The sequence below is a fragment of the Agathobaculum sp. NTUH-O15-33 genome (assembly GCF_033193315.1).
In the GTDB taxonomy this organism is placed as follows: domain Bacteria; phylum Bacillota; class Clostridia; order Oscillospirales; family Butyricicoccaceae; genus Agathobaculum; species Agathobaculum faecihominis_A.
Genome location: NZ_CP136187.1, coordinates 487,032 through 508,004 on the forward strand (window position 1 = coordinate 487,032; position 20,973 = coordinate 508,004).

The following is a 20,973-nucleotide window of genomic DNA, read 5'->3' on the forward strand; positions in this document are numbered from 1 at the left end:
GCAATTTTTTTACAATTTTTCTGAATTGACCACACGAGACAGTGTCATAAGCAGGATCTTTACATCAAACAGCAACGACCAATTTTCGATGTAATAAATATCATGCTCAATGCGCGCTTGGATCGAAGTGTCGCCGCGGTAGCCGTTCACCTGTGCCCAGCCGGTAATACCGGGGCGTACCTGATGCTTGACCATATAAAGCGGCACGCTTTCTTTAAACTGATTGACGAAATAGGGCAGCTCGGGCCGTGGACCGATGAGGCTCATATCGCCTTTTAGCACGTTGAAAAACTGCGGTAACTCGTCAATGGAAAATTTGCGCAGAAAAGCGCCGAACTTGGTCTTGCGGGGATCAACATCACGGCTCCAGCCGGTCGTCTGCTTCGCGTTGACACGCATGGAACGAAACTTATACATTTGAAACGGTTCTTTGCCGCGGCCCACGCGTTCCTGCTTAAAAATAATCGGCCCGGGCGAGGTCAGCTTGACGCCGATTGCAGAGATCAGCATAAGCGGCGACGTTAAAACGATGAGGACCAGTGAACCAACGATATCGACCGTACGCTTCAAAAACGCATTGCCGATATTATCAAGCGGAATGTGGCGCAGGTTGACGAGCGAAACGCCGCCGATCTCGTCGATCACCGGATGCGCGGGCATAAATTTCGTGTAAAATGGGATTAGAGACACCTTGACGCCGTCTTTTTCGCACGAAGCGATGATTTTTGCCAAATAAGGATAGTCGTCGGCCTCGAGCGCAACAACGACTTCGTCCGGCTTCAGGCGGGTCAGAGTGGAAGGGAGGGCTTCGTATCCCCCGCGGTAAGGGAGACCGGAAAGCTTGTCGTGCCGGGCAATATAACCGTTTACTTCAAAGCCTAGATCGCGGTTCTGCGCGAGTGCGTCCAGATACCCCTGCGCCAGTTCGCCCGAACCGACCAGCAATACATGCTTTAAGTTATACCCCTTTTTTCGGTAAAACCGCAGCATGCGGCGCATGAGCCAGCGCTTAGCGGTGACCGAAATCGTGCTGATGACAAAGAACACGATCAGCACCCAACGGGAAGGATGCATTTTATTTAAAATAAAGAAGGCGGCCATCAGCACGCCCGCGCCAAGAAAGTTCGCGCGCAGCAGCAGACTGAACTCTGAAATAAAGTTTTTGGAGCGGAATGATTCATAAAGGCCGAACAAGCCATATAACAGCAAAAATAGTGGCAGAGCTATCAAAATGGCGCAAACATAAAAGGATAGCCCCAGATGTCCCGGCTCGCCATGGAAAAAATAGAAACGGATAAAGTAAGCGAGCATCATGGACAAAATGAGCATTAAGCCGTCAGTAACGCCGTTTAAGCGGTTAAGCAGCGTTTGATTTTCTTTAACCAAGGCGAATCCTCCCCCTGAAAGGCTTTTTGTATTCGATACCCAGTATAACATAATCTGTCGAAAACAGCCATAGCAAATTGGGGAAACCCTGCCTTGACACAGGAGAAACGATGCGATAAGATACTTACATATGAAATTAAAGCGATAAAGTGCAAAAAAAGGAGGTCGTTCGGTTTCTGTGAAAAAAAAAGTATTGTATACGGCTTCCACTTTTGGACATTTAGCCACCTTCCACCAGCCCTATATGCGCTGGTTTGCTGAGCAGGGCTATGAGGTTCACGCTGCGGCGGGGGGCGAAAAAAAAACGCTGGCTGGCGTCAGTCGATTGATCGAGCTGCCGTTTGAAAAAAAGATGACCGCACCCGCTAATTTTCGCGCTGCCGGTATGTTGGCGCGATTGATGCGAGAAGAGGGGTATGCACTGGTCAGCACACACACCGCTCTTGCCGCGTTTTTTACCCGCTTGGCATTGCGCCGCGCGGGCAAGAGCGATACCGTAATGATGAATACCTCGCACGGCTATCTGTTCGACGCGGAGACAGCTGGCGCGAAGCGCTGGCTGCTTTTGGGCGCTGAGCGGCTGTGCGCGCCTGTGACCGACTATGTGCTGACCATGAACCGGCAGGATGAAAGGATCGCAAGGCAATACCATTTAGGCAAAGCGATCGTGCAAACACCCGGCATGGGCGTGGATTTTTCCCGATTCGCGCCAGCGAACGCAGAACAGCGTAGCGCGGCTCGCAAGGCGTTCGGTTTTTCCGCGGAACAAGTGATATTGGTATATCCCGCTGAGTTTTCCGGGCGAAAAAATCAACGGATGCTGATCGAGGCGCTGCCTTCCTTGCCGGAGAACGTCGGTTTGCTGCTGCCGGGCCGGGGGGAACTGCTGGAAGCCTGCGTTTCGCTTGCCGCAGAACTGGGCGTGAGCGGGCGGGTTGTATGTCCGGGGTTTATGTCCGATGTGGAAATGTGCTATCACGCTGCCGATCTCGCTGTTTCCGCAAGCAGAATAGAAGGGCTGCCCTTTAATCTTATGGAAGCGATGCACTGTGCCCTGCCGGTTGTGGCAAGTCGGATCAAGGGGCACGAGGACTTGGTCATAGACGGTGAAAACGGTCGGCTCTTTCCTTATAATAATAAGGAAGCATTTGTGCAGGCGGTTTGTTCTTTGCTCAGTGTGCAGCAACGCGCGGCGATGGGACAAGCCGCAAGGCGTTCGGTAGAATGTTATGGTTTGCCTACGGTTTACCCCAAGTTGATCGAAATATACGGCAGCGCGCTTGCGGGGCATTCTTCACAGTAGGCTTTGCACGATTGGATAAAATATGGTACAATAACCGCAGTGCGACTAAAGGCACTGCATGGAAACAATGGTACTGCCAGCGGCGTTTGACACAGGAGAAAATCTTAAGCGTTGCGGCAGTGCTATCATGAAGGACGTATCAATTCTTTCTGGAGGTAATCAAGATATGGCAACGAAGCCGATACAGGCTAAAAAGAAAAAATGGGGTGGTGCTCTGCGTACTGATGGCGGCGTTGCTGTTTTTCGTCACCGCCTTCACGCAGAATGGCAGCTACTTGACGGAAAAGGTGGTGGGCTTCGTCAGTCTGGCGGTCACCCTATGTATGGTAGCCTTTGCGGATAAAAAGCGCATCAAGCGGCTGTTCACACCGGTCGGCTTCGCGGTATTTGCCTATGTGCTGCTTTGCGGTATTTCTACCTTATATGCACGCTCCGGTAAATTCGCAATCGCGGAGTTTTCCTGCGTACTGGCGGCATTTGGGTTCTATATCGGCATCACCCTGTATGCGAAGGAATCCGCTGTTTCTTTCCGGCGTGTCGCGGCAATTTTGGCAGCGGCTTGCGCTCCGGTCGGTATCCTGTCGATCGACGCGGCGTCTTCCAACCTTTTGATGCGGCCGTTTCGTGCACTGATGACCGTGATGAACGCCGGCTATGGCGACACAGGCGCGTCCTTCTATGCGCGTCTGCATACCATCTTCGGCAACCCGAACATTTACGGCGGCCTGATGGCGATGGCCTGCCTGCTGTCGCTCTATCTCGCCTTGACGGCGGATACAAACCGGCAGCGTGTGCTTTGCGGCATTTTGTTGACGGTCAATACGGTTTCTTATTTGCTGGCGTTTTCAATGGGTTCGCTCGGTGTGTTTGCACTGGCCTGCGTGTTGATGCTTGTGCTCTGCCCCAAGGAGAGCCGCATGTCTTTGTTTCTGCTGCTGGTGCAAACCGCGGTAGTGGCGCTGGCTGCCGGCATGGTGGCGGCGCGCGGCTTTAGCGACACCGTGTCCGGATCGTTGCTGCCGCTGATCGTTTTGATCGCGGGCTGCGTTGTTTTCTGTCTGCTGGAGGTATTTGTTCGCGCCCGCGTAACGGAGGCGTTTCAGGGCAAGGGCAAGCTGATGCTGATCTTGGCGGCTGTGCTGGTCGTGGCCGCAGCGGCTTATCTGGTTGCGGGCCTTAATGTGACCGGCGCCTACACCTTCCGTGAAACCTCTGATTTCACCCGTACCGCTGACCTCGGGGCGGGTGAATACACGCTTGCCGTCGAGGCTTCTGCGCCTGTAAACGTACGCGTGGCCTATAAGAACATGAACAATTTGATTCAGAATACCGATACGGAACTTGCGACCGGGACCTCCGACGCGCCGGTGGCGTTCACCGTACCGGAGAACAGCGAATTGGTATTTGTCACCTTTTCGGGCGGCACGCCGGGAGTTACGATTGAAACCGCAGCATACAGCGGCGCGGCGAGCGGCGACCTGGAAGCTGGGCTACAAGCTGCTGCCCGCCTTCATCGCCGACCGTATTCAGGACCTTTCAGCGAATGGTAACGTTGTGCAGCGCGGTGTTTACCGACAGGATGCGCTTCGCCTGTTCGCGACCTCGCCGATTATTGGCCGTGGTCTGGGCGGCTTTGAAAATGGCGTCGTTTCCGTGCAGGACTACTATTATGAGACTAAGCACGCGCATAACCACTATGTTGAGGTGCTTTGTAATCTAGGTGTTTTGGGCCTGCTCGCTTATCTGGCGGTTCTCGGTACGGCGATTTGGAGTTTTGTGAAAAGCCGTAAAGCAAAGCCGTTGATCGTGATGCTGCTTGCGGCGTGTGTGCTACAGATGTTTGGTCAGGCGACGACGGACGTCATCTGGTCGGTCGGCGGTTGTTTGCCGATGTTCTTCTCCGTGCTGGCGCTTGTTACGCTGTACTGCGGCGACAGCCTGCGTTTAAAGGTACCGGAAAAGGATAAGGGAACGGCGGTCCGCGCGCCGCTGATCGCGGGCGCGAGTATCTTTATTATATTGCTTGGCCTGAATCTGTTTGCGCAGATCTCGATGTACGGTGAAAATCTGACGCTGGACACACTCAAGAATTGCGCGGCGATCGACTTCTTTGAAGCGAACGACTATAAGCTTTCCTATCTGCTCTCGGGCGGTAATGAAGAAGGCGTGGCGGATAAATATGCCGCTGATCTGCAAAAGGCAGAGTCAAACTCTATTGCAGTTCCGCTTGCCCAATACTATGCGCGCACAGGCCAATATGACGCGGCGCTGGATACGTTGGATAAAGGCGCGGCTTATGTCAGAGCCGATGCGACGGTTTGGCAAAACGTATTTACAATTTATGAAGCCATGATCGATCCGGTAGGGCAGATGGGGGCGATTTCGCTACTGCAGGATAAAGCTCAATATATTGACCGTATGAAAGCCACCTATGATAAGCTACGTGCATTAAATGAAGAGCAACTCGATAATTTGATGCTCACAGCAAAGAACAATACTTTTTTAGGAAAGCTTCTTGCAGTTTCCGCGATCGAACCATATGAAATGAAGTCTGCGCTGAGTATTTTTTCCAATATGGTCATTGACACAGCGTATACGGCCGATTGCGATGTGGACGGCACGCCCGACAGTGCGCAGACAGTGGAGGGAGCGGTCGCGTGGAATAGCGACGGTTCGTTTACTGCGCAGGCTGACAGTGTGGTGCGGCTGACGTATACGATCAAAAGCGACGGCGATTACCGTCTGACGGTGCAGTCTGGTGATCTGTCTGGCGTAACGGAAGTGTATGTTGGCGAAACGCTGGTCGCGCTGGATTCAGCCGGTAACAGTATTGCACTTAATAATGAGATTGAGAGCGATACGGAAAATACAATTACGATGCGTGTTAAGCAGGGGACGACCGTAGATCGGATCCTGTATACACGAAACAGCGAGAACGCATAATTTTTTGTGAAATGTGACCTGCGGGTAATAATGACCCGTCGGTCACTGCAATATTACACCTGTGTTACGTCGCGATTCAATCGCTTGACGGGGCGAAAACGGTATGGTACGATAGACAACGTAAAAGGGAGACATCCCAAAATTTTAAGGAGGTAACTTACCTATGAAGAATCTCAAAAAGATTCTGGCACTGGTACTGGCGTTCGCTTGCGCGTTCACCATGTTCGCTGGTGCTGCGTTTACGGATTCGGCCGACATTAATGTTGATTCCGAAGCTGTAGACACTCTGGTTGCGCTGGGCGTAATCAACGGTTATACCGATGGTTCTTTCCAGCCCAACGGCACGATCACCCGTGCAGAAGCAGCAAAAATGCTGTATGTTCTGCGCACCGGCACCGACAATGCGGATGCCTACAAGAGCGTTAAGAGCAAGTTTACGGACTTGAACACCACGAAGAGCTCCTGGGCCGCAGGCTATATCAAGTACTGCGAATCCCTCGGCATCATCGCTGGTAAGGGCGCCAACAAGTTTGACCCGGATAACACTGTTACCGGTCAGGAACTGGCTAAGATGCTGCTTGTAACCCTTGGTTACAATGCGGATAAGGCTAAGCTGGTTGGCAGCGGCTGGGGCCAGCGCGCTACCGCTCTGGCGGACGAGAATGGCCTGCTGGACAGCGTAACCGCTCCTCTGACGCTGGCTCTGCCCCGTCAGTATGCTGCGCTGATGATGTACAATGCGGTTGACGCTCCCACGGTTGTGTGGCGCGACGACGAGTACACCAACGCCAACATTCTGGGCGAAGACAACCAGACCATCGGCGAGAAGTACATGAGCCTGAAGAAGTCCACCTCTACCCTGACCGAGGTCTCCAAGACCAACGGCAAGGATACCTATGAGCTGACTCTGGACTCCAACAAGGACGTTGTTGACTGGAACGAGACCACCGATGCAGAAGGCAAGGCTATCTTTAGCTTTACCGATGTTGCTAAGGACTACTCTTCGATGAAGTACAAGACAGTTACCGTTCTGTACAAGGACAAGAAGACGGTTTACGGCGTGTTCGCTACCAAGGACAACACCGAGAACACCGGCATTCTGAAGAACCTGAAGATGGACGGCGGCAAGGCTAAGTTGGACGGCACCAAGTACGATCTGGCCAGCACCACCACCGTTTATCTGAACGGCGAGCAGTTGTACAAGGATCGCAATGGCAACTTCAGCACGACCTATTCTACCTCGAACGATACCGCTGTTACCATTAAGGAATTCATCAACAAGTATGGCGACGATGCTAGCGATAAGTACACCAATGCTGCTTACTTCCAGCCGACTGCTGTTTCCCTGATGGCGACCGACGGCACCTCCAACTACTCCATCCTGTCCGTCAAGACCTATGCGGTTGGTCAAGTCACTTCTGTTGGCTCTGACTACATCAACGTATCTGTCAAGAAGGGCGACAACAGCATTTCTGGCTCTACCAAGCTCGAAGAGGATGACTGGGATTGGTATGACGGCATTGCTAAGAACGACTATGTTGTTCTGACGGCTGCTGGCAATTACGCTTCCGGCAATGGTCTGGTCGAGAAGGCTACCGTTGTTACCGGCAAGGTTGACGGCACCAAGAGCGATGACTCTGTATCTCTGGACGGCGAATGGTACACCATGGCTGGCAAGGGCAATGCAATGGTCAAGCGCCCGAACACCGGCTCCAAGGTAGATATGGTTGTTGTAGACGGCTATGTTTACTACACCGATACCACCGCGGGTAGCGTGGACGACATTGCTCTGCTGGTTGAAGCAGCTCCGTCCGGCGGCGTTAACTCCAAGTGGGAAGCTCGCATGATCTTCGCGGACGGCACCGATAAGGTTGTCGAGATCGAGAAGAAGTGGGACGACAAGGATGATGGCGCGAACATTATCGAGTTCCACGAAGGCAATTATACCAACCCCAATATTTCTGGTTCGGCGACCAATGCTGAGCCGATGCTGGTCAGCTATGAGGTTTCCAAGGATGTTTACACTCTGACCCGTCTGGGTTATCCCAACACCGATACGAATGATAACACGATCGAAACCAACGGATATGATGAGTATATCACCGTAGACGGCGGCAAGACCGATGGCAGCATCAAGGACGGCACGTTCTCCAAATCTATTTCCCGCCTGTACTACGAGTCCACCGGCGTGGTATTCGTCAAGTACAAGGCTGGCATCAACGGCGATGATGGTGACTACAAGGTCGTTACTGGCAAGACCGCTTCGAACTATGACCGCAATATCCGTAAGGCAGCAGCGGTTGCAGACCAGAGCGGCAACAGCTACTACGCACAGTGCGCCTTCCTTGACCTTGGTAAGGAAAGCACCGGCGGCGGCAGCGACAATTACGCTGTTGTTCTGGAAGACGTTGTGAAGAAGACCGGCACGGCTGACGGCACTGTATACAAGATCACCGCCTGGAATGGTACGGAAGAAATCACCATTACCACCGATGACAGCGCAGCTTACAATCTGGATAAGGGTGAGGTTATCTCCTACACCGGCACCGGCGATACGCTGGCTGATATCGATACCTTTAGCTCCGACCGTCAGGGCGACTACTTTGTTGCCAGCTACGATTCGGGCTCCGGCGATATCTCGATGTACTCGCTGAATAGCGATGCGACTGTACAGACGGCTGCGGGCGGTTCTGAGTCGAATCGCGATGCTTGGACGATCGTTGATAAGAGCAATACGACGATCCTGTATGTTGACTCTGACAAGGGCGAAGGTCTGACTGGCTACGACATGAGCGACATCAATCTGGCATATGCCTTCGACAAGGACTTCTGGTCCCAGAACAAGGTGCCGGCTTCGATGAAGTACATCAATGGTGTCCTGAAGGATCAGAACGATTCCTCCAACATCATGAGTGAAGACTTTGCACCGAACGTACATGCCTTCGTTGATAACGATGGCGACGATCAGATCACTGTTCTGGTTGTCGATGTTGTGAACAACAACATCACCAAGTGGTAATTTAGGCACTTAACCTCAATTATCGCAAGACAAATAAAAAGGGCCCCCGAGCATATGCTCGGGAGCCCTTTTTTACTATTTCAGACTAACGGTTTACTTAACTTACTTGCGGGAGCCGTAAACACCAGACTCATAGATGTTGTTGTCGCCAACATCTACGATCAGAACCTTGATGTTGGAGGTATCGGTCTCATCGAACGCAAATACAGCATTCTCAATATAGCCCTTGGAGTCCTCTTCAGCCTCAGTAAAGGAGGTCTGAACAACACCGTTCTCGCCCTCCATATCGATGAACAGAACGATAGGATCGTTATCTTCGTCGATATCGTAGGTAGAAACGTTCTTGCCATCAGTGGAGAGGTTTACAGAACCAGTCAGATCCTTATCCAGATCGCCGCCAGTGATAGCAGCTGCCGTAAGATCAGACGCAGTCCATTTATTCTCAATGTTAGCAAATCCGTCAGTATCAAGATTATATTCGATAACAGTGCCTTCATTCAGAATTTCAGACTCATCTTCCGTGATCTTAATCTTAACATCGCCGGTGCCGTTCCAAGCATCATACTCGTAGTAGGAATCGTCATCGTCATCGTTAAATTCCGGACCAGAGAACAGGTAAGCGTACAGCGTGTCAGCGCCACCTGGAATACTGCTCTTCTTGCCGAGGTCAATATAAGCAACCTTGGTGTAGTTAGAGCCGTTGCTCTTGTCCGCTAGCACATCAACCTGATAGATATCAGTGGAATCGCTCCAGCTCTTCAGCGCCTTACCAGTGATGACTCGGTAGCTATCACCCTTATCATAACGAACCATTACTGTAGCGTTGTCGTCAATCAACTTAACATCGCCCTTGGTGAAGCGGTTGTTCTTAACCTTTACATACGGATCTGCAGTAGTGCCTGCACCAGTAGCGGAGCTAAATACATCGTAGCCAGCCGTCTTAGTAGAAGACATAGTAGTCAGCTTATACTTGCCAGAGCTCTTGGAATAGGCTACTAGGAAGGGAGAGTCAGTTGCCTTCATCTCAGTATCCTTCTTGCCATCCAGCCCCTCATCAGACTTCAGTTTTACTGTTTCACGAGTACCATCAGTAAAGAGCAGATCAGCTTCCCAACCAGAACCAACGCCCGAAGTCTTAGCAATCTCGATTGCGAGAGCCACGTCGTCAACAGAAGCATTCAGGTCGTCAACCGCTACACAGTAGCCGTCCTTCACAACGATAGCAACCGTGCTACCAGCCTTCATGTCCTTGTAGTCATCACTATTCTTAATGGCCATCTCGTACCAGTTGCCGTCGATCTTAACCTGATAATCATCAGCGGTATTGGTATTCTTAGAAGAAGTAACCTTGCCAGTTACAACGTTCAGCTTGGTAACGTTGTACAGATCGTCAGCGTTAACTGCAGGCTGGGTGATTGCAACGTAGTCATCCTTGGCAACATCCTTGTACCAAGTAGCGTCGTCATCAGTCAGCTTCGTCTTAACATCGCCGATCTTATCAGACTTGAAGCTTACGTTGATATAGTCAGAACCAACATAGGTAACCTGTGCAATAACCAGAGACTGAACATCCAGCAGATTGACCTTGCCGGAATCGGTGTTGGAGATCGCAGAAGCGTTGTAAGCCTTGATAAGGCCCTTCGCATCAATGTCAACATAGTCAAGCAGCTTTGCGGCCGTATCGTAGCCCTTCAGGTACTGATCATCAACCTTGACAACAGCCTTGTCAGCTACGCTGTACTTGGTGCCGTCAACCTTCAGCTTAGAACCATCCTTCTCCATGCTGCCAACCGTGCCGCTACCGATCTTGCCAGAGTCTACAACGTAAACGCCGTAAACATTGTTGGAAGCCTTGTACAGCACGCGAACCTTCTGGTTCTTCAGTGAGGAGTAGTCGGTCGTAACCTTGGTGAAGTTGTAAACAACGCCCTTCAGCGTGTTGTTTACATAGGAGTCATAAGTGGTCTCCTCGGTATCAACATCATCCGGATCGTTAGACAGCGTCAGATTGTAGGTGGAACCATCCTTCTCAACGTCGGTCAGGACAGAAGTGGTCTTCTTCAGGCCCATGTACTTTTCACCAACGGTGGGGTAGTAGGTGCCAATGATGTTCATGTTGGAGTACTCGCCGTCGGTGATCTTAACAGTGTGAGCATTCACAGTGTTGTAGATCATCTGGGCAGCGTCCTGACGGGGCAGAGCCAGCGTCAGAGCAGCGTTTACATCTTCCAACAGGCCATTCTCATCAGCCAGCGCTACAGCCTTCTGGCCCCAGCCGTGACCTACAAGGCCCGTCTTGGTCGCGTCGTAACCGAGGGTTACGAGCAGCATCTTAGCGGCTTCCTGACCGGTTACGGTCTCGTCCGGCGCAAACTTGGTCGCGGACTTGCCGGCAATGATGCCGAGAGCCTGACAGTACTTGATGTAGCCAGCACCCCAGGTGCCGTTTACATCGTTAAACGTGGTGTTGGCGTTCTTGTGTGCGTCAGCGTTGTCGCTGCCGGTACGCAGAACGTACATCATCTTCGCGAACTCAGCGCGGGTAATGGTTGCGGTGGGCTGGAAAGAGCCATCTTTGTAGCCATTGATGACGCCCAGCGCTACCAGAGTGTCTACGGCTTCTTTGTTGGTCGAGCTAATGTCGGCCGAATCCGTAAACGCAGCACCAGCAAACATGGTGAACGCGCATGCGAACGCCAGTACCAGTGCCAGAATCTTTTTGAAATGGCCTACATATGAATTTTATCCTGTTGTACATCGCGGAATAAAAGAAAAACTCCGAAATTTGAAACAAATCATGGAGTTTTTCTTTTGCTATATAAACTTGTAGATTTGTCGAACTACTTCGATACTGGAGGCAACAGCTTTTTACAAATTGCTTCATATTGGTCTTGCGCCGAAAGACAGGTATCGATCAGGTAACCCTTTTCGCGTCCTGCCTGATATTCTTGCAAACCGCGATAATAGAAAGCTTGATGCTGTGTATCAATAATAAACGGCATAATATTATATTTAAGACATTCTTTAAACATGATGAGACGACCGACGCGCCCATTACCATCTTGGAATGGATGAATCGCTTCAAATTTCGCATGAAAGTCAACAATATCCTCTATTGTAATCGTCACTTTTGCAAGATATTTTGATAACAAATGCTCCATAGCAGAATCCACATCGTCAGGCGCAGTTGTTTCGTGTCCGCCAACCTCGTTTGGTAAGAGTTTATAGTCGCCTACTTTAAACCAACTCTTACGAGCATCTGATGTGCCGCGCTTCAACTGCTTATGAAACTGCTTAATGAGGTTTGAAGATAGTAGTTCTTCAGCATTCTTCAGCATAAAGTCAAATAACTGGAAATGATTTTGGGTCTCAATAATATCATCAATATTAACCGCTTGATCTTGTTCAGAGAAAAGTGTATTTGTTTCAAAAATAGATCGCGTTTGGTCTTCCGATAATTGACTGCCTTCTATTCGGTTGGTATTGTACGCCATGAGTATTTGAGTTTTATGGTATAACCCACCGCGATAGTTCATGCTCATTTCCTCTCGGAGCGTTTTAAGTATTAGATTATCCATTGAAAACTCCTTTATTTACGGTCTGCTATATGATTTGAAATACTGAATAATTTCATTATACCAATTTTGCTCCAAACTAACAAGCGAGTCTATAAAACACCAACACTAAATTTTCAAATAAATTAGAAAAATCAAGGTTTTATCTTTAACATATCGGTTCAACTAAATAAATTATTCCCTTGCAGGCCATTTCAAAAAGATTCTGGCACTGGTACTGGCGTTCGCTTGCGCGTTCACCATGTTTGCTGGTGCTGCGTTCACGGATGAAGCAGATATCAACGCTGCTAACAAAGAAGCCGTGGACACTCTGGTAGCGCTGGGCGTCATCAATGGCTACAAAGATGGCTCTTTCCAGCCGAACGCTACCATCACCCGCGCCGAAATGGCAAAGATGATCTACGTTCTGCGTACCGGCAGCGACAACGCTGACGCACACAAGAACGCAAACACCACGTTCACGGATGTAAACGGCACCTGGGGTGCTGGCTACATCAAGTACTGTCAGGCTCTCGGCATCATTGCCGGCAAGTCCGCGACCAAGTTTGCGCCGGACGAGACCGTAACCGGTCAGGAAGCCGCTAAGATGCTGCTCGTGACCCTCGGTTACGACGCGACCAAGGTTGGCCTCGTAGGTCATGGCTGGGGCCAGAAGGCCGTAGCGCTGGCTGACGAGAACAGTCTGCTGGAGGACGTAAACGCCGCTCTGACGCTGGCTCTGCCCCGTGGCGATGCTGCGCAGATGATGTACAATGCTGTGAATGCTCACACTGTCAAGATGACTGATGGCGAGTACTCCAACATGAACATCGTAGGCACCTACTACCCGACTGTTGGCGAAAAGTACATGGGCCTGAAGAAGACCACTTCTGTGCTGAGCGACGTCGAGAAGGACGGCTCTACCTACAACCTGACGCTGGTTGACGATGATGATGTTATCGACTGGGAAGATACCACGTACAGCATGTACAATGCCAGCAACGTTAAGAAGGATTACATCACCAACTTCACCAAAGTTACAAACGACTACACCGCGCTGAAGAACCAGAAGGTTCGCGTTCTGTACAAGGCTTCCAACAACGTTTATGGCGTTTATGCTGTTGAAGATGGCAAGGTCAGCAACGGAACTTTGGGCAGCATGGAGAAGGATGGTAGTAAGCTGAAGGTTAACGGCACCAAGTACTCTGTTGCCGCCAAGGCTGATGTCAAGGTTGACGACGCTTACGTAGTTCAGGGCGACACCGAACTGCTGGAGTTTGTTGACAAGGCTGAAGGCCTGAAGAAGGCTTACAACGCTTCCGCGATTTCCAACACTTCCTCCGGTAAGATTAACCTGCTGGATGTACAGTCTGTTGTTATTGCACAGGTTACCTATGTTGGCTCTGATTACATCAACGTAAGCTTCAAGTCTACCAAGATCGGCGACGTTAAGACCAAGCTGACCGATGACGATGCTACTTGGTACAAGGACATCGCCAAGGACGACTACGTTGCGATCACTAGCAACAAGGTCAATGCTGACGACAACTACGGCGTTACCAAGCTGGACGTTGTGACCGGCAAGGTTACTTCTTCCAAGAACTCTAATACCGCTCAGGACTATCAGGTTAAGATCGACGGCACTTGGTACGAAATGGCCATCGATAATAAGGCTGATTTTAAGGACATGAACGCTGGCAGCACCGTTTCTATTGTTGTCAAGGACGGCTACTGTGTAGCAGTTGACGACCTGAACGCTTCTGTCGATGACGTAGCTCTGGCTATCGAGATCGGCAAGACCTCTGGCGTTGGTTCTGGCTGGCAGGCTGACCTGCTGTTCACTGATGGCACCCGTGAGACTGTTTCGCTGAAGTCGGGCGATGAAATCAAGAAGGGTAGCACTCAACTGAGCACTTCCGATCTGGCTACTCTTGACGCTAAGGACGACAGCGATCCGTTCCTGGTATCCTACTCCAAGAGCTCTGGCAAGTACAAGCTGACCATCATGGATTCCACCAATAAGGCTGGCTATGATACGTTTGCTTCTGAAGTAACTGCTGATGGCTCCAACACTATCAAAAACAACCGCTTCACCAAGGGCGACGTTAAGCTGATCGACGACAACGCTACCGTACTGGTTCGCTACGACGATGGCGATAGCTACCGTGTCATCACTGGCAAGACGATGAAGGGCTGGAGCGATTCCACCAAGATTTATCAGGCTGATATTCTGGCTGACAAGAGCAACGGTTCTAACTACACCAAGCTGGCGTATGTCAACCTCGGCAAGAAGAGCAGCATCCCGGGCGGCGCTGACACGCTGTACGCTTATCTGTTCTCTGGTCCGGAATACAACGACGATGACGACGACTCCTACTACGAGTATGACGCTTGGAACGGCTCCGACGTCAAGATCAAGATTACCGAGGACGAAGAGAAGTCTGTTCTGGACGAAGGCACCGTTATTGAGTACAACCTCGATTCTGACGGCTTTGCTAACATTGAGAACAAGTGGACGCCGTCTGAACTGACCCACGCTGCTGTTACCGGTGGCGATCTGGATAAGGATTTGACTGGCTCTGTCAACCTCTCCACTGATGGCAAGAACGTTAACACCTATGATATCGACGAAGATAACGATCCGATCGTTCTGTTCATCGATATGGATGGTGAAAGCGGCGTTGTACAGTCCAGCTTCACTGAGGCTGAAGAAGACGCTAAGGGCTACATTGCGAATGCTGTCTTCGCGTTCGATGAGACTGACACGAGCAACATCAAGGTTCTGATTGTTGATGTGGGCGACAACAACATCTACGAATCTAAGGTTTACGGTACCCGCTAAGGTGCTGCAATAAACCTAGACCCAAAAGCAAAAAAGGCCCCCGAGCGTATGCTCGGGGGCCTTTTTTGCATATTATCTTACAATATAGAATGTGTTTTACTTATTGTAAGTAACTTCCGGATACATCTTGTTGTTCTCAAGATCGTAGAGGATAGCAGCTACGTCACCGTCGCTGTTCAGTACGATCCGAGCGTTGGTGTAGTATGCGGTGCCTGCCGTGTTCTCTTCAGCAGAGGACGGAACAGACTCAATACCGCCTTCCATGCCCTTGGTATCCTTATCGTTGACCGCGATGAAGACGCAATCTTCATCCAGCGTATACTGCTGGGTTGCGCTATTCGCATAGTAGAAGCTGATTTCGCCTTCCTTAGCGCCATCGAAGCCGGTTACTGCAACCGCGTAGCCCGGGTTGTAGCTAATCTGCTCGATGAAGTCGCCGTTAACCGTGTAGGAAATCAATGTACCAGCAATAGCAGAGCCATTAACAGAGCTGGTGTCTTCATACAGGGTCTTTGCTCCGTCAGCAGTCCAAACATCAAACGCAACCTTCTTCTCACCGTTCTTGTCAGCCTGTGCTGCATCGGAAACAAGGTAAGCATACAGCGTATCCTTGCCGGAGTAAGGTACGTTATTGGACTGAGAAGCGGTCAAGGACGCTACCTTAACATAGGCAATGCCGTTGCTTTCCTTTGTCAGGACCGCGCCGGAGAACACGAGCGGATTAACCGTATCGGACCAGTTCTTAACCTGCTTGCCGGTCAGCACCTTGGTTTCCTTACCAGTCTGAACAAAGATGGTTGCATCATCCATAATAGACATGCCGCCGATCTTCTGCTTGTAATAAACGCCGTTGGACGAGCCGCTCATAACAGAAGGAGTCACATAGCTCTTAAAGCCAGCCTTGTTGGAAGAGCTAACGATCTTAACGTCATAAGTGCCGTCAGAGAGCTTGCTGTAAGTGACAAGCGAGCTGGCACGCGGAACGCTAGCGTCGTCATACATAACTTCGTCGCTGGAGGGGCTAGCCTTAACGATCTTGTTGCCGTCAACCTTGGAGATCTTAACAACTGCGTTGGTGTTGTCTTGGAAGTACATACGTGCATCCAGCGTGCCGGTATGCTCGCCGGTAACCATATCTACATCGCTACCATCAGCCTTATTGTCGATAGCGGAGATATAAGCAACACTGGTCGATTCAGCAGCGGTTTCGTCTGCACTGACAACAAAATTGCCCACAACATACAGATCATAGGTGTTGCCCGTGGTAACAGAAACGCCCATATCCAGCGCAATCTTATACCAAGAGTCGTTGACCTTTACTTCGTTGGTACGGGTTGCCTGAGCCTTAGCGGTAATCTTGTCAAGCTTAACCAGCGTATCCTTCGTGCTTGCGGTGTTGTCACCGTCGATGAAGGCTACATATTCATCCTTGGCAATGCCTTCGTAAATATCGTCATCATCGAACTTGAGTTGGCCGACCGTATTGTTTACGTTGACAGCGGTCTTGGTTACAGAAGTAACCTTGCCTACCTTGGAAGGAACATAGGAAACGTAATCGGCCTTGCCGTCGCCATCATTGTCAATCAACTTAACCTGAGCAGCAACACCGTTAGTCGCCTTGGCAGCCTTCGTGGTCTTACCCATCGTTACCAGATCATTCAAAGAAACTGCCGTTGTGTCCTTATTGAACGCATAGGCACTCTGGGTGGTCAGGGTACGATTCAGCTTGTAAGATACGTCATTGAGCTTAACCTTATCGGTAGCCGTGCCATCCGTATCCAGACCGCCGACGTAGCCGGTAGCCAGAACCTTGGTGTCCTCGCCAGCATACAGGCCGTAGACCTTGGACTTATCATTGTCCTTAATCATGATCTTAACATCCTGACCCATCAGATCAGAGTAGTCCTTCTCAACACGGGTGAAGGTCTGACCGGCAACGGTTACCTTATAAGTATCGCGGCCATCTTCCTTTTCAACAGCAGTGACAATGTTGGAATTGGTCTTGCTCTCAACCGTGTCAAGCTTCATCCACTTCTTACCCATGGTCTCGTTCTTGGTAACGGTGACCCACTGGGACGGATTGTTCATCAGTTCGAGACCCTGCGTTTCAACCTTTACATAAGTGGAAGAATCAGCATCCCACTTAACGGTATCGGCATTCAGCGCGTTGTACAGAACCTGTGCAGCGTCGTCACGGGTAGCGGCAGCGGTCACAGCGCCGTTAACGCCGTCCAGCAGGCCGTTCTCGTTTGCCAGAGCCAGCGTTTTGTTCTCCCAGCCATGACCTACCAGACCGGCCTTAGTAGCATCGTAACCCAACAGGGTCAGAGCCATCTTCGCGGTCTCGGAAACAGTTACGTTTTCCTTGGGCGCAAACTTGGTTGCGGACTTGCCGGCGATGATGCCCTGCGTCTGGCAGTACTTGATATAGCCAGCAGCGTAGGCGATCGAAGAGTCGCCCAAATCAGTGAACGTGCTGCTGATGGTCTTGTAGCCATCGGCATTATCGTTACCCTGATTGCGGATTGTGTAAATCATCTTGGCCATTTCAGCGCGCAGCACATTTGCCTGCGGCTTAAACGTGCCGTCCGGATAGCCCTTGATTACACCAAGAGCGTTGAGCATGTCTACAGCTTCGGTATTTTTGATATCTGCCGAATCGCTGAAGGACGCAGCACCAGCAAACATGGTGAACGCGCAAGCGAACGCCAGTACCAGTGCCAGAATCTTTTTCAGATGGCATGCAACAGTATCGAAACTATAAGATTAAAAGATATTTACATAAATATGAGATTATTTTGCAACTTTTTTCTGGAATACCTCCTCTATAATCGCAAAACGCTGTCTGCAAACTGCCGCAAAACAAATAGGAACGGACGACTCTTTTAATTTTAGGATTTTTCTGGTATAATAACACTGTAAATGTTTTAGAATCCAGTTTGGGGGAAGCGCCATGGCGAATGAAAAATTGGTTATCACAGGGATGGGAGCGGTGACGCCGATCGGTGTAGGCGTTCAGGCATATTGGGAAAGCTTGATCGGCGGTGTTTGCGGTGTTGGACCGATCACGCGATTTGACGCTTCGGCGCTGCCGGTACAGATCGCGGCGGAGCTGAAGGATTTTGACCCAGCGGCCTATATGCCGAAATCGCTGGCGCGTACGATGGACCCTTTTATGCAATACGCGTTTATTGCGGCAGGCGAGGCGCTGAAGGATAGCGGACTTATCGTCGAAACGGAGTCCGAGCGTATCGGTATCGTGATGGGCACTGCGATGAACGGTATCACTACCGTGGCACAAACACAGCAGTCCTTTGACAGCGGAGATACCCACCGCGTCGGGCCGCGTTTCGTGCCGATGGTGATCGGCAACGTGGCGGCGGCGCAAATTGCGATCGCACACGGGATCCACGGCCCGAGTTTTACGCTCAATACCGCCTGCTCAGCGGGAGGGGATGCGCTGATGACAGCAGCCATGCTGCTGCGGTCCGGCGAAGCCGACGCGGTGCTCGCGGTCGGCGGCGAATCTATTTTATGCCCGATCGTGGTGTCCGGGCTGTCACAAGCCAAGGCATTGTCCCGCCGCAATGAGGATCCCCAGCATGCCTGCCGCCCCTTTGATTTGGAGCGCGATGGCTTTGTGATCGGAGAAGGCGGCGGCGCGGTGTTGCTGGAGACCGAAGAACATGCCCGCAAACGAGGGGGAAAGGTCAAAGCGGTCTTAGCCGGCTATGCCAACACGAACGACGGCTATCATGTTACCGCACCCGAGCCAACAGGCGCCGGCGCGTCGGCGTGTATGCGCCGGGCGCTCACGCGGGCCGGGATGCAACCGGCGGACATCGATTATATTAATGCGCACGGTACCTCGACGCCGTTGGGTGACCGCGCGGAAACACAGGCGATCAAAAGCGTGTTTGGCGATAGGGTCACCGCGCCGCCGGTCAGCGCGACCAAGTCCGCGACCGGCCATCTGATGGGAGCGGGCGGACTCACCGAGGTCATTGCCTGCGTGCAGGCAATTCAAAATGGAGTGCTGCCGCCGACTTTGCATCTCGATACGCCCGACCCGGCCTGTGACCTCGATTATATTCCAAATCAAGCGCGCGAGGCGCGGATCCGTACGGCGATGTCCAATTCGCTTGGCTTCGGGGGACAAAATTCAAGCATTATTGTCTCAAAATATGAAAGGTGATGTATCCCATTTTGCAATATACCTATGATGTGACGATGTTTCGTGAGACTTTTGAGTCAGAATTCACGTATTTAAACGGCTTTATGCGTAATGTGTCACGTTTTGCAAACGCTCCGGCGCTAAACGATCCGCCATCCGGCCGCCGCTGGACGTACCGCGCGCTGAATGAGGACGCGAACCGACTGGCCCACGCACTGCATGAGGACGGCGTTTCTAAAAACGATGTGGTCATGTTCACATTGCTGAACTCGCCGGAGTTTGTGTTCTGCTATCTGGCGGCGCACAAGGTCGGGGCGATCGCCTGTCCGGTCAACTACCGGCAGGGCGCGGGCGAGCTGGCGCTGGTGATTGACGATTCCAGACCGAAGGTTTTGGTATACGATACCGCGTTCGGCGAGCTGACCCGGCAGGCGCTGGAACTGGCCGAACACAAGCCGCAGCGGGTGGTCATGGTGGACGAGCGAAGAGAGCTGACAGCGCCCACGGGCGAGATCAGCTATCAGGATTATGTGGCGGACAAGCCCGCAGACGATTTGCCCATTGACTTTGCGCCTCATATTTATGACGAGACCACTAGACTTTACACCTCGGGCACGACCAACCGGCCCAAGGGCGTGCCGATCAACAATGTAAACGAAGTACTCTCCGCCCATGACGTTATGATGCATTTCCCTATGAGCTCGACCGACCGTTCAATGAATATGACCCCTTGGTTTCACCGCGGCGGTCTGCACTCGGGCGGCCCTTGTCCGACGCTGTACGCGGGCGGCGAGGTAATCATTCTGCGCGATTTTCATCCGCGCACCTGTTTGGAATACGCGGAAAAATACAAGGTCACCTTCTTGATCGGCGTGCCGACAATCATCGCCATGCTGGCCCGGGCGCAGGAGCACACGCCTGCGGATTTACACGCGCTGCGCGGAATCGTCACCATGGGCGCGCCCTTTGAAAAGGCGGCGTGCGAACAGTATATGAAGCTGCTCACGCCCAATATTTTTAACGGCTATGGCACGACGGAGAGTTTCTGGAATACGTTCTTACGGCCCTATGACCTGCCCGCAATGGCGGGCACGGCAGGCCGTTCATGCATCGACGATGAGGTGCGCGTGGTCGAACCCTGTGAAAACGGACATGCGGAACCTGATCAGACCGTCGCGCGGGATAATAAGGCAATCGGCGAGATTATCATCAAATCACCCGCGAAATCCGCCTATAGCTACTATAATAACCCAGAGATGAACGCGCAAAAGTTCTATAAAGGCTGGCTGTATACCGGGGACGTCGGCACGTGGGACGAAAACGAATTCATCACAGTTGCGGGCCGCAAGGACGATATGATCGTTTCCGCGGGAGAAAATATTTATCCAACGCAGATCGAAGCGGTACTGAACGAGCATCCTAAGGTAGGGGAGAGCGCGGTGATCGGCCTGCCCGACCGGCTGCGCGGCGAACAGGTTGCGGCCTATATTGTACCGTCCGACCCGAGTCTGACGGTGGAGGAGCTGAAGGAATACTGCGTGCATCACCCGATGCTATCCTCCTATAAGTGGCCGCGCGTGTACCGGCTGGTGGACGAGCTGCCACACACCGCAACCGGCAAGCTGATGCATTATAAAGTGCGCGAGCTGGCGCAGAAAAACGAAATATAGATGCAAAAAGAACGCATCCGGCGCTTAAGCGCTGAATGCGTTCTTTTTTATGTGTATCTATTTCACGCTGAAGGAGAACAGC

Annotated in this window: 11 protein-coding genes; 7 read left to right on the forward strand and 4 right to left on the reverse strand. The window is 51.5% G+C overall.

The features are described from left to right. Window positions 1–9: 9 nt before the first annotated feature. Entirely contained in the window at window positions 10–1,386 is a 1,377-nt protein-coding gene (locus tag RWV98_RS02500) for an undecaprenyl-phosphate glucose phosphotransferase (protein WP_317863545.1), read from the reverse strand. Between the two features lie 178 nt (window positions 1,387–1,564). Between RWV98_RS02500 and RWV98_RS02505 the strand changes: the two genes are divergently transcribed. The 4 genes from RWV98_RS02505 (at window position 1,565) to RWV98_RS02520 (ending at window position 8,651) form a co-directional block, all read left to right on the forward strand. After that, window positions 1,565–2,689 carry a glycosyltransferase gene (locus RWV98_RS02505; RefSeq protein ID WP_317863547.1) on the forward strand — a complete coding sequence of 375 codons (1,125 nt, stop codon included), beginning with the start codon at window positions 1,565–1,567 and terminating at the stop codon, window positions 2,687–2,689. 209 nt (window positions 2,690–2,898) lie between these two features. After that, window positions 2,899–4,239, forward strand: coding sequence for an O-antigen ligase family protein (locus RWV98_RS02510; RefSeq protein ID WP_317863549.1), 1,341 nt, complete (start codon window positions 2,899–2,901; stop codon window positions 4,237–4,239). Then, window positions 4,130–5,632, forward strand: coding sequence for an O-antigen ligase family protein (locus RWV98_RS02515; RefSeq protein ID WP_317863551.1), 1,503 nt, complete (start codon window positions 4,130–4,132; stop codon window positions 5,630–5,632). The genes RWV98_RS02510 and RWV98_RS02515 overlap by 110 nt, the downstream gene beginning before the upstream one ends. A 163-nt stretch (window positions 5,633–5,795) precedes the next feature. After that, window positions 5,796–8,651, forward strand: a complete 2,856-nt coding sequence (locus RWV98_RS02520) for an S-layer homology domain-containing protein (RefSeq protein ID WP_317863553.1) — start codon at window positions 5,796–5,798, stop codon at window positions 8,649–8,651. Window positions 8,652–8,753: 102 nt separating this feature from the next. Here the strand turns inward: RWV98_RS02520 and RWV98_RS02525 are convergent, their stop codons facing one another. Together RWV98_RS02525 and RWV98_RS02530 are read right to left on the reverse strand one after the other, a co-directional pair. Continuing rightward, window positions 8,754–11,327 carry an S-layer homology domain-containing protein gene (locus RWV98_RS02525; RefSeq protein WP_317863555.1) on the reverse strand — a complete coding sequence of 858 codons (2,574 nt, stop codon included), beginning with the start codon at window positions 11,325–11,327 and terminating at the stop codon, window positions 8,754–8,756. A 164-nt stretch (window positions 11,328–11,491) separates the two neighbouring features. Further along, window positions 11,492–12,187 carry a Fic family protein gene (locus tag RWV98_RS02530; protein ID WP_317863557.1) on the reverse strand — a complete coding sequence of 232 codons (696 nt, stop codon included), beginning with the start codon at window positions 12,185–12,187 and terminating at the stop codon, window positions 11,492–11,494. A 280-nt stretch (window positions 12,188–12,467) separates the two neighbouring features. Here RWV98_RS02530 and RWV98_RS02535 point away from each other — a divergent pair, with 280 nt between their 5' ends. Beyond that, entirely contained in the window at window positions 12,468–15,047 is a 2,580-nt protein-coding gene (locus tag RWV98_RS02535; RefSeq protein WP_317863559.1) for an S-layer homology domain-containing protein, read from the forward strand. Window positions 15,048–15,143: 96 nt separating this feature from the next. On the opposite strand, the gene RWV98_RS02540 is transcribed toward RWV98_RS02535, so the two are convergent. Beyond that, on the reverse strand, window positions 15,144–17,735 hold the full coding sequence (locus tag RWV98_RS02540) for an S-layer homology domain-containing protein (protein ID WP_317863561.1): 2,592 nt from the start codon (window positions 17,733–17,735) through the stop codon (window positions 15,144–15,146). A 265-nt stretch (window positions 17,736–18,000) separates the two neighbouring features. Between RWV98_RS02540 and fabF the strand changes: the two genes are divergently transcribed. Continuing rightward, the gene (gene fabF, locus RWV98_RS02545; protein ID WP_317863563.1) at window positions 18,001–19,242 is read left to right on the forward strand and encodes a beta-ketoacyl-ACP synthase II; all 1,242 of its coding nucleotides are present in this window, start codon (window positions 18,001–18,003) and stop codon (window positions 19,240–19,242) included. Window positions 19,243–19,253: 11 nt separating this feature from the next. Beyond that, window positions 19,254–20,891, forward strand: coding sequence for a class I adenylate-forming enzyme family protein (locus RWV98_RS02550; protein ID WP_317863564.1), 1,638 nt, complete (start codon window positions 19,254–19,256; stop codon window positions 20,889–20,891). Window positions 20,892–20,973 lie beyond the last annotated feature (82 nt).

What these genes read in the sequence shown, in the direction of transcription:
- RWV98_RS02520 (WP_317863553.1), top strand. Translation starts at nt 5,796, where the DNA reads ATGAAGAATCTCAAAAAGATTCTGGCACTGGTACTGGCGTTCGCTTGC.
- RWV98_RS02525 (WP_317863555.1), bottom strand. Translation starts at nt 11,327, where the DNA reads ATGTTTGCTGGTGCTGCGTTTACGGATTCGGCCGACATTAGCTCGACC.
- RWV98_RS02530 (WP_317863557.1), bottom strand. Translation starts at nt 12,187, where the DNA reads ATGAACTATCGCGGTGGGTTATACCATAAAACTCAAATACTCATGGCG.
- RWV98_RS02535 (WP_317863559.1), top strand. Translation starts at nt 12,468, where the DNA reads ATGTTTGCTGGTGCTGCGTTCACGGATGAAGCAGATATCAACGCTGCT.
- RWV98_RS02540 (WP_317863561.1), bottom strand. Translation starts at nt 17,735, where the DNA reads ATGTTTGCTGGTGCTGCGTCCTTCAGCGATTCGGCAGATATCAAAAAT.
- fabF (WP_317863563.1), top strand. Translation starts at nt 18,001, where the DNA reads ATGGCGAATGAAAAATTGGTTATCACAGGGATGGGAGCGGTGACGCCG.